Origin of the sequence: Pseudomonas sp. (assembly GCF_026224925.1) — a bacterium.
GTDB lineage: Bacteria > Pseudomonadota > Gammaproteobacteria > Pseudomonadales > Pseudomonadaceae > Aquipseudomonas.
Genome location: NZ_JAMFRV010000509.1, coordinates 1 through 6,380, shown reverse-complemented (window position 1 = coordinate 6,380; position 6,380 = coordinate 1). Strand labels below are relative to the sequence as shown.

The following is a 6,380-nucleotide window of genomic DNA, read 5'->3' as shown; positions in this document are numbered from 1 at the left end:
CTGAGGTAGTGAGTTCGGCGTTTGCAATGACCGCACTGGTGTTCGGTGGTCTGTCGGCTTACGTGTTGATCACCCGCAAGGACATGAGCTTCCTCGGTGGTTTCATCACCGCTGGCTTCTTCGTGCTGCTGGGTGCAACGCTGGCAAGCATGTTCTTCCACATCAGCGGTCTGCAGTTGGCGATCAGCGCCGGTTTCGTGCTGTTCTCGTCGGTCTGTATCCTGTTCCAGACCAGCGCCATCATCCAGGGCGGCGAACGTAACTACATCATGGCGACCATCAGCCTGTATGTATCGATCTACAACCTGTTCATCAGCCTGCTGCAAATATTCGGCCTGATGGGCAGCAACAGAAACTGATGCGCTGCTGATATTTATTGAGATCCAACAAAAAGCCCGCCTAGCGGGCTTTTTGCTGTCTGCTGTTCGCAAACTCTTTATCATGGCGACAGATTCGTTGACCGAGCTGCCCCATGAAGTTTGCTATTGCCCTTTTCTCCGCGGCGCACGCGCCCTCCTCCCGACGCGCCCTGCTATTTGCTCAGGCGGCGCTGGCCGGTGGCCATGAGATCGTTCGGCTATTCTTCTATCAAGAAGGCGTGCACAGCGCTTCGGGCAATATCGTTACCCCTCAAGATGAACTCGACCTACCCCGTCTGTGGCGTGATTTCGTGACCCTGAACAAGCTTGATGGCGTGGTGTGCATCGCCGCTGCCTTGCGTCGCGGCGTATTGAATGAAGAAGAAGCGCAACGTTACGAGCGACCAGCCGTCAACTTGCCTGCGCCGTGGGAATTATCCGGGCTGGGTCAGTTACACGATGCGGTACAAGACGCGGACCGCCTGATCTGTTTCGGAGGGCCTTGAAGTGCCCAAGTCATTATTGATTATCAGCCGTCAGGCACCGTGGTCCGGCCCCGGCGCACGGGAAGCACTGGACATCGTACTGGCCGGCGGCGCGTTCGACTTACCCATTGGCGTGCTGTTTATGGATGACGGTGTGTTCCAACTGCTACCAGCGCAAAAAGCTGCCGAGTTACAGCAGAAAGACCTGACCGCTAATTTGAAGGCCCTTTCGCTGTTTGGCATCGACGATCTCTATGCGTGCAGCCAAAGCTTGGTGGACCGCGGTGTTGCACCTGAAGGCGTAACTATTGAACCTCTGCAGTTGCTGCACGGTAACGAACTTGCCGCCATTATCGACCGCTACGATCAAGTGATTACGCTCTGATGTCGACTTTACATGTGTTATCTCATTCGCCGTTTACCGACAACCGCCTGACCAGCTGCCTACGACTGCTGGGCGCTGAAGACGCGCTGTTGCTGTGTGGTGACGCGACCTATGCCCTGCGCAAGGACACAGCGCCGTTCAAGGCCTTGGAAGCGCAAACGGCATCGCTCAAGCTGTTTGTGCTGGACGAAGACCTTGCTGCGCGGGATCTGACCCTGCCGAGCTGGGCAGAAAGCGTCGATTATCCAGGCTTCGTTACGCTATCAATTCGCTTCGACAAGGTGAATACCTGGCTATGAACCCGTTATTGATCGCCGAACGCAGCGTTGCACTGGACAAGGACGGTTTCCTTGTGAACCTGAACGACTGGTCCGTCGAAGTAGCCACCGCTATTGCCGCGCAGGAAGGTATTGTCCTCAGTGCTGATCATTGGGAAATTCTGGAGTTGCTCAGGGCGTTTTACGCAGAGTTCCAGCTATCACCTGCCACCCGGCCACTGGTCAAATACACGGCGTTGAAGCTAGGCCCTCAAAAGGGCAACAGCATGCACCTTAACCGCCTGTTCAATGGCACCCCCGCCAAACTCGCCGCCAAGCTGGCGGGCCTGCCCAAACCGACGAATTGCATATGACTGACGTTGCCCCGCTGACCCTTGAAACACCTGCCGAACACCCGTTCGCCCAGTTCGTGCGCATTCTTGGCAAGGGCAAACGTGGCGCCCGCGACATGACCCGTGAAGAGGCCCGCGAGGCCATGGGCATGCTCCTCGATGAGAAAGTCGAAGACACCCAGCTCGGCGCGTTTTTGATGTTGTTGCGGCACAAAGAGGAAAGCGCGGAAGAACTCGCGGGTTTCACCGAAGCGGTGCGTGAACGCTTGCACGCTCCGGCGCTGCGGGTTGATATCGATTGGCCAACCTACGCCGGCAAGAAGCGTCACCTGCCGTGGTACTTGCTGGCGGCCAAGTGTTTGGCGCAGAACGGCGTACGGATTTTGCTCCACGGTGGCGGTGCACATACCGCTGGGCGCATGTACAGCGAACAGTTGCTCGGCTTGCTGGGCATCCCACTGTGTCGCAACTGGCACGCTGTCGAGACCGCTCTTGAGCAGCACAACCTGGCGTTTATTCCGCTGGGCGACTGGGCACCACAGTTGCAGCGGATGATCGACCTGCGCAATACCCTAGGCCTGCGCTCGCCGATCCACTCTTTGGCACGGGTGTTGAACCCACTGGGTGCGCGCTGCGGCCTGCAAAGTATTTTCCATCCCGGCTATCAAGGCATGCACCGCGAAGCCAGTGGCCTGCTGGGGGATAACTCGATCGTCATCAAAGGCGATGGCGGTGAAGTTGAGATGAACCCCGACACCATTAGCCATCTGTATGGCACCACCGGAGGGCAAAGCTGGGATGAAGAATGGCCCGCTTTGGCGCCACGACGCCACGTCAAACCGGCCACTCTCGATCCCTTGCAGTTAACTGCGCTATGGCGCGGCGAGATTGAAGACAGCTACCCGCAGCTCGCACTGATTTCAACCATCGCCTTGGCGTTACGCGGGCTCGGAACACCACGAGATGAAGCGTTTGTGCTCGCCCAACAGTATTGGGACGCACGTGACCGATCGATTTAACCGATCATAACCGCCGATCCTTTGCGCTATTCGTTCGAACTATTGCCTTTAAACTGCCCTCCAACGCAAAACAGCTTGGGAGACAGATATGGGCCTTCTGGTCGACGGACGCTGGCACGACCAGTGGTACGAAAGCAGCAAAGACGGCGCGTTTCAGCGCGAAAATGCGCAGCGCCGCCATTGGATCACTGCCGATGGCAGCCCTGGCCCGAGCGGTGAAGGCGGTTTCCCTGCGCAAGCCGGACGCTATCACTTGTATGTTTCGTTGGCCTGCCCGTGGGCGCATCGCACGTTGATGTTGCGCAAACTCAAGGGTCTTGAAGACTTGATCGACGTGTCTGTCGTCAGTTGGCTGATGCTGGAAAACGGCTGGACCTTCGATAAGGCCACCGGTTCCAGCGGCGACAAACTCGACGGGTTTGATTTCATCCATCAGCGTTACACCGCAGACGACGCCACCTACACCGGTCGCGTGACCGTGCCGTTGCTGTGGGATAAACAACAGCAGCGCATCGTCAGCAACGAGTCGTCGGAAATCATCCGTATGTTCAACTCCGCGTTCAACGGGTTGACCGGCAATTCACTGGATTTCTACCCAGAGGCACTGCGCTCACGCATCGACGCACTGAACAGTGAGATCTATCCGGCGGTGAATAATGGCGTCTACCGTGCAGGGTTCGCCACGTCGCAAGGTGCATACGAGCAAGCGTTCGATGAGTTATTTGCAGAGTTGGACACGCTAGAAGCGCTGCTGGGCGACAAACGCTATTTGGCCGGCGACTATCTGACTGAAGCCGACATACGCTTGTTCACCACGGTTGTTCGTTTCGACCCGGTGTATTTCGGCCATTTCAAATGCAACCTGCGACGGATTGTCGACTACCCGAACCTTAGCAATTGGCTGCGCGAGCTGTACCAGTGGGAAGGTATTGCCGAGACCGTGGACTTCCAACACATCAAGAATCACTACTACGGCAGCCACAAGACCATCAACCCTACCGGGATTGTGCCGAAAGGGCCTGCGCTGAACCTTGACGCTGACCATGACCGGGGACGTCTCGCCGGCAGCGGCATCTGGTCAGGTGCTTAGACGACTGAGTGAGCGCCTTGATCGCCCTTAAGCAAGGGCGATCACGGTTTACACGCACTGGTTAAACCTGTGACTGAGCGCCTTCGAACCACTTCAGTTTTTCCCGCAACTGCACCACTTCCCCGACGATAACCAGTGTCGGCGCATGAACTTCATGCTCTGCGACCAGTTGCGAAAGGTTGGCCAGCGTGCCGGTAAATACCCGTTGGTTTGCCGTGGTGCCCTGCTGAATCAGCGCCGCAGGGGTGTCTGCAGACCTGCCATGCTTGATCAACTGCTCACAGATGATCGGCAGCCCGATTAAGCCCATGTAAAACACCAAGGTTTGTGCCGGCGCGACCAAGTCATTCCAGCGCAAGTCGGTGCTGCCGTCTTTCAAGTGCCCAGTGACGAAGCGCACTGACTGCGCATAATCACGGTGAGTCAGCGGAATACCCGCGTAGGCCGCACAACCGCTGGCGGCAGTGATACCTGGCACCACTTGGAACGGAATACCGTGGGCGGCCAGCTCTTCGATTTCTTCACCGCCACGACCGAAGATGAACGGATCACCGCCTTTGAGACGCAACACACGCTTGCCTTGCTTGGCTAGATCAACCAGCTGTTGGTTGATCTGATCTTGCGGCACCGCATGATCGGCGCGCTGTTTGCCCACGTACACGCGCTCGGCGTCACGTCGACACAGTTCAAGAATCGCAGGGGCAACCAAGCGGTCGTAAAGCACCACATCCGCTTGCTGCATCAGGCGCAAGGCGCGGAAGGTTAGCAAGTCGGGATCACCCGGCCCAGCGCCAACCAGATACACCTCTCCGCCCGCATTTGGCGCTTCACCGTTGATCTTGGCGATCAGTAAACGCTCGGCTTCTGCACCCTGCCCGGCCAATTGACGGTCTGCAATCGGGCCTTGAAAAACCTCTTCCCAGAACGCGCGGCGCTGCTGCACGTCCGGAAACAGGTTTTTAACCTGGCTGCGAAAGCGTGCTGCGAGGCCGGCCAGTTGTCCGTAGGTCGAAGGAATCCAAGTCTCCAGCTTGGCACGAATCAAGCGCGCCAAGACCGGGGCATCACCACCGCTAGACACCGCGATAACCAATGGCGAACGGTCGACGATGGCCGGGAAGATCACGCTGCATAACGCTGGCGAGTCCACCACATTGACCGGCACGCAACGCCTTTTTGAGTCCTGAGAGACTTGAGCGTTGAGGGGTTCGTCGTCGGTGGCGGCGATGATCAGCACGCAACCATCGAGATCGCTCTCGGTGTAGCCACGAACAATGACTTCGCCGCCGCTGCCTTCCACCAGTTCGCGCAGTTGCACCTCTACTTCAGGCGCAACAACCCGCAACAACGCCCCCGCGTCGGCGAGCAGGCGGGATTTGCGCAACGCAATTTCACCCCCGCCCACCACCAGCACGCGACTGCCACGCAGGTTATGAAACAGAGGCAGAAATTCCATTTAACCGATGACCTCAAGTCCGCCCATGTAAGGCTTGAGCACCTCCGGCACGCGGATCGAACCGTCGGCCTGTTGGTAGTTTTCCAGCACTGCAACCAACGTCCGACCTACCGCCAGGCCCGAACCGTTCAGCGTATGAACCAGTTCTGGCTTGCCGGTTTCCGGGTTGCGCCAGCGTGCTTGCATGCGCCGCGCCTGGAAGTCGCCGCAGTTGGAGCACGACGAAATTTCACGGTATTTGTCCTGGCTCGGAATCCAGACTTCCAGGTCGTAAGTCTTGACCGCGCTGAAGCCCATGTCCCCGGTGCACAGAGACAGGACGCGATAAGGCAACTCCAGCAGTTGCAGAACGCGCTCGGCATTGCCAGTAAGGCTTTCCAACGCAGCTTGCGACTGATCAGGCTGAACGATCTGGACCATCTCGACCTTGTCGAATTGGTGCTGACGAATCATCCCGCGCGTATCACGACCTGACGCGCCGGCTTCGCTGCGAAAGCACGGCGTGTGTGCGACGAATTTCATCGGCAGCAGCTTGGCGTCGAGAATCTCACCGGACACGATATTAGTCAGCGACACTTCCGCGGTCGGAATCAAGTACAGATCTGCTTCGCCTTCGCGAGAGATCTTGAACAAGTCTTCTTCGAACTTAGGCAACTGGCCAGTGCCCTGCAACGCAGGCGCCTGCACCAAGTAAGGCGTGTAAGCCTCTTCGTAGCCGTGGTCAGTCACGTGCAGATTGATCATGAACTGCGCAAGGGCGCGGTGCAGACGAGCAATCGGGCCACGCAGCAAAGCGAAACGTGCACCGGAAAGCTTGGCGGCAGTTTCAAAGTCCAGCCAGCCGAATTTTTCACCCAGGCCGACATGGTCCTGAACGGCAAAGTCGAAGGCCGTCGGCGTGCCCCAGCGGCGCACTTCGACGTTGTCGTCTTCATCGGCACCGACCGGCACCGACTCGTGCGGCAGGTTAGGCATG

The 6,380-nt window shown here is 57.9% G+C and carries 9 protein-coding genes; 7 read left to right on the top strand and 2 right to left on the bottom strand.

Annotated features, from left to right (window positions below; translation table 11 throughout):
• From M0974_RS21695 to M0974_RS21665, 7 genes are all read left to right on the top strand, one after another.
• Nucleotides 1–359, top strand: a 359-nt coding sequence (locus M0974_RS21695; RefSeq protein WP_297841518.1) for a Bax inhibitor-1 family protein, incomplete at its 5' end; no start/stop codon positions are given.
• A 113-nt stretch (nucleotides 360–472) separates the two neighbouring features.
• Nucleotides 473–865: a sulfurtransferase complex subunit TusD gene (tusD, locus tag M0974_RS21690; protein WP_297841515.1), complete on the top strand. Its 393-nt coding sequence runs from the start codon at nucleotides 473–475 to the stop codon at nucleotides 863–865.
• A gap of 1 nt (nucleotide 866) precedes the next feature.
• Complete coding sequence (tusC, locus tag M0974_RS21685) at nucleotides 867–1,229, top strand: sulfurtransferase complex subunit TusC (RefSeq protein ID WP_297841513.1); 363 nt, start codon at nucleotides 867–869, stop codon at nucleotides 1,227–1,229.
• Nucleotides 1,229–1,528: a sulfurtransferase complex subunit TusB gene (gene tusB / locus M0974_RS21680; protein WP_297841510.1), complete on the top strand. Its 300-nt coding sequence runs from the start codon at nucleotides 1,229–1,231 to the stop codon at nucleotides 1,526–1,528. Before tusC ends, tusB begins: the two co-directional genes overlap by 1 nt.
• On the top strand, nucleotides 1,525–1,860 hold the full coding sequence (locus tag M0974_RS21675) for a TusE/DsrC/DsvC family sulfur relay protein (protein ID WP_297841507.1): 336 nt from the start codon (nucleotides 1,525–1,527) through the stop codon (nucleotides 1,858–1,860). The genes tusB and M0974_RS21675 overlap by 4 nt, the downstream gene beginning before the upstream one ends.
• The gene (locus M0974_RS21670; RefSeq protein WP_297841504.1) at nucleotides 1,857–2,858 is read left to right on the top strand and encodes a glycosyl transferase family protein; all 1,002 of its coding nucleotides are present in this window, start codon (nucleotides 1,857–1,859) and stop codon (nucleotides 2,856–2,858) included. Before M0974_RS21675 ends, M0974_RS21670 begins: the two co-directional genes overlap by 4 nt.
• Before the next feature lie 88 nt (nucleotides 2,859–2,946).
• Nucleotides 2,947–3,948 (top strand): glutathione S-transferase family protein, encoded by a 1,002-nt coding sequence (locus M0974_RS21665; RefSeq protein ID WP_297841502.1) that lies wholly within the window; start codon nucleotides 2,947–2,949, stop codon nucleotides 3,946–3,948.
• A 61-nt stretch (nucleotides 3,949–4,009) separates the two neighbouring features.
• Here M0974_RS21665 and cysG read toward each other — a convergent pair whose 3' ends face one another.
• The gene (cysG, locus tag M0974_RS21660) at nucleotides 4,010–5,404 is read right to left on the bottom strand and encodes a siroheme synthase CysG (protein WP_297841499.1); all 1,395 of its coding nucleotides are present in this window, start codon (nucleotides 5,402–5,404) and stop codon (nucleotides 4,010–4,012) included.
• A partial coding sequence (serS, locus tag M0974_RS21655; protein WP_297841495.1) for a serine--tRNA ligase occupies nucleotides 5,405–6,380 on the bottom strand: 976 nt, incomplete at its 5' end. It lies immediately after the preceding gene.